2 protein-coding genes and 1 pseudogene are annotated in these 2,538 nt (G+C 64.6%); all 3 read left to right on the plus strand.

What is annotated here, in order from left to right; translation table 11 throughout:
* A pseudogene (locus HP546_RS22570) lies at positions 1-734 on the plus strand (VWA domain-containing protein); the annotation flags it as partial.
* A gap of 8 nt (positions 735-742) precedes the next feature.
* Positions 743-2,047 (plus strand): VWA domain-containing protein, encoded by a 1,305-nt coding sequence (locus tag HP546_RS22575; RefSeq protein ID WP_172229674.1) that lies wholly within the window; start codon positions 743-745, stop codon positions 2,045-2,047.
* 249 nt (positions 2,048-2,296) lie between these two features.
* Positions 2,297-2,538, plus strand: a 242-nt coding sequence (locus HP546_RS22580; protein WP_172229677.1) for a CBS domain-containing protein, incomplete at its 3' end; no start/stop codon positions are given.

Below are 2,538 nucleotides of genomic sequence, written 5' to 3' on the forward strand. Positions count from 1 at the left end.
CCCTGGCCTTGTGGTTGGGCTGGCCGTATCTGCAGCACTGGCTTGGCAGCCGCCCTGCCACGCCCTTCGCCTGCGTGAAAGACACGCAGCTGCAGCCGCCCGAATTTGCCGTGGTGCTCGACACCTCGGGCTCGATGCAACTCAACGTTGCCGCTACCCCGGAGGACGAAGCGTGGTTCTTCAAGCACATCAATGATGACCCGAACATCGATCAGCAGCGCGTCGCGCACATTACCCAGGCCCCCGTGCGCATGGACGTGGCCAAGAGCAGCCTGACCCACCTGATCAACGACCTGCACCCGGCGATCGACATGCGCGTGGTGACCTTCGACGGCTGTCGCGCTCCCCTGGACCATGGCGTGTTCAAGCTTGCCCAGCGTCCGGCGCTGATCGAAGGCATCCAGGCACTCGAGCCCAATGATGGCACCGCCCTGGCGGCCAGCCTGGACGTGACGGCCAGGGCCATGAACGGCCGTGACCGCGACGGGGTGATATTAATGTTTATCGACGGTGCCGACGGGTGCGAGCAGGACGTGTGTGCAGTGGCGCAGCGTATCGCCCGCGAGCAGCCACGCCTGCGCGTCAACCTGATCGACATCAGCAACAGCAACCTGGCCAGCTGCGTCGCCGAGCAAACCGGTGGTCGCATCTATTCCGCCAACGATGCCGAGCAGGTGGCCACAGCCCTCAAGGACGCCAGCCAGGAAGTTTCCAGCACGGCCGATTGCGACTAGGACGAACCATGCAAAGGGTAAACCGCGACACCCATGCCAGCCAGGATGCTGCCAGTGCCCTCGAACAGCGGGTGGCGCTGATTCGCCAGCATTTTCCGCCGGGCATCGCTCACCTGTACGCGATACCGAGGCAGGGGCGCGACGGCGTACTGGAATGGTGGTCCGAGCTGGAAGGGCAACCGCACCTGTATGCCACGCTGGATCGCGAGCAGCAGGCCGTGCTGCTCAGGCGCTACCAAGAACGCCAGGCAGCCGTCGGCCAGTTGGCGGACGAACTGCACAAACGCGGCCAGGCACCGGCCGCAGAGGCGTTGCGCACGCTGATCGGGCACCCGGACCTGGCCAACCTGTACAGCATCAACGGCGAACCGCTGGTGATTCGCTGGGGGCAACCGGCACCTGCCACGGCAAAGCCGGCGCCGCCACCGCCACCGCCACCGCCACCGCCACCGCCAAAGGTAGCGCCGGCGCAGCCGAAACCCGCGCCAACCGCAAAACCCGTCACCAAGCGAAGCGTAGTGCTGGTCGAGCGCCGCCGCTGGCGCCTGTGGCCGTGGTTGCTGCTGGGTCTGTTATTGCTACTGCTCTATGGGTTGTACAGCAGCTGGCCGGCGCTGTACCAGCGCTGGCAAGGCTACACGCAGGCGGCAATCTGTATGCCAGGGGGTGGCTTCCAGGCCTCGGAGTTTGCGGTGGTGCTGGACACCTCCGGCTCCATGGACCAGCGCATCAGGGTGAAACAGGCGGAAGACCCCTGGTACATCGGCTTGCTCGCCCGTATTCCGTTCGTCGATGAACTGCTGGCCAACAACCAGCCGCAACGGCTGACCCGCATGGACGTGGCGAAAAGCTCGCTGACTGCCGTGATCGGCGACCTGGACAAGAACGTGGACATGCGCCTGGTCACCTTCGATGGCTGCCGCAGCCCGGTGGACCACGGGGTCTTCGGCCAAGGCCAGCGTGCCGACCTGGTCAAACGCATCGCAGATCTGAAAGCACGTGGCGGTACAGGGCTGGGCATCAGCCTGGAAGCGGCAGCCAGCAAGCTGAACGGGCGGGACCGCGACGCTGTGATCGTGATGTTCGTGGATGGCCGGGACAGTTGCGGCACCAGTGTGTGCAGCGTGTCGGAACAGATAGCCAAGAGCCAGCCACGCCTGCGGATCAACGTGGTCAACATCAGCGCCAGCACCGGTTCCAATTGCGCAGCCAGCAATACCGGCGGGCGGGTTTACACCGCCAACGATGCAGCCGCAGTGGCGGCGGCCCTCAAGGAGGCGAGCCAGGAGGTTGCCGCGGGTGGTTGCCTGTAGACGCAGCGATGGATGGCACCGGCTGCGCCGGTGTTCGCGGCTAAAGCCGCTCCCACAGATGCACCACAGGCCTTGAGGTCAGTGCCACTCCGGTGGGAGCGGCTTTAGCCGCGAAGAGGCCCGCACAGGCGAACACCGATGACGTTTTTCAATCGACTGCATGCCGTTTCCTGCATTGCCGTGCAGAGCGCCGTGTCGGATGCTTTAGTTACTCCGAGACAGCGCCGTTTTCCACCCGCAGAGGCCCGTATGAAGACCGTCGAACAAATCCTCAAGACCAAGTCCCAGCACCAGACCGTGTACACCATCGGCCCGGATGACTCGGTGCTCGACGCCCTGAAAATGCTGGCGGAGAAAAACGTCGGTGCGTTGCCCGTGGTCGAGGGCAACCAGGTGGTGGGTATCGTCAGTGAACGGGACTATGCACGCAAACTGGTACTCAAGGGCCGCTCTTCCGCCGCCACCCCGGTGCGCGAAATCATGAGTGCGCC

Source organism: Pseudomonas sp. CM25, assembly GCF_013179705.1.
In the GTDB taxonomy this organism is placed as follows: Bacteria; Pseudomonadota; Gammaproteobacteria; order Pseudomonadales; family Pseudomonadaceae; genus Aquipseudomonas.

Coding starts and splice junctions, on each gene's coding strand:
- HP546_RS22575 (WP_172229674.1), top strand. CDS start 743: ATGCAAAGGGTAAACCGCGACACCCATGCCAGCCAGGATGCTGCCAGT.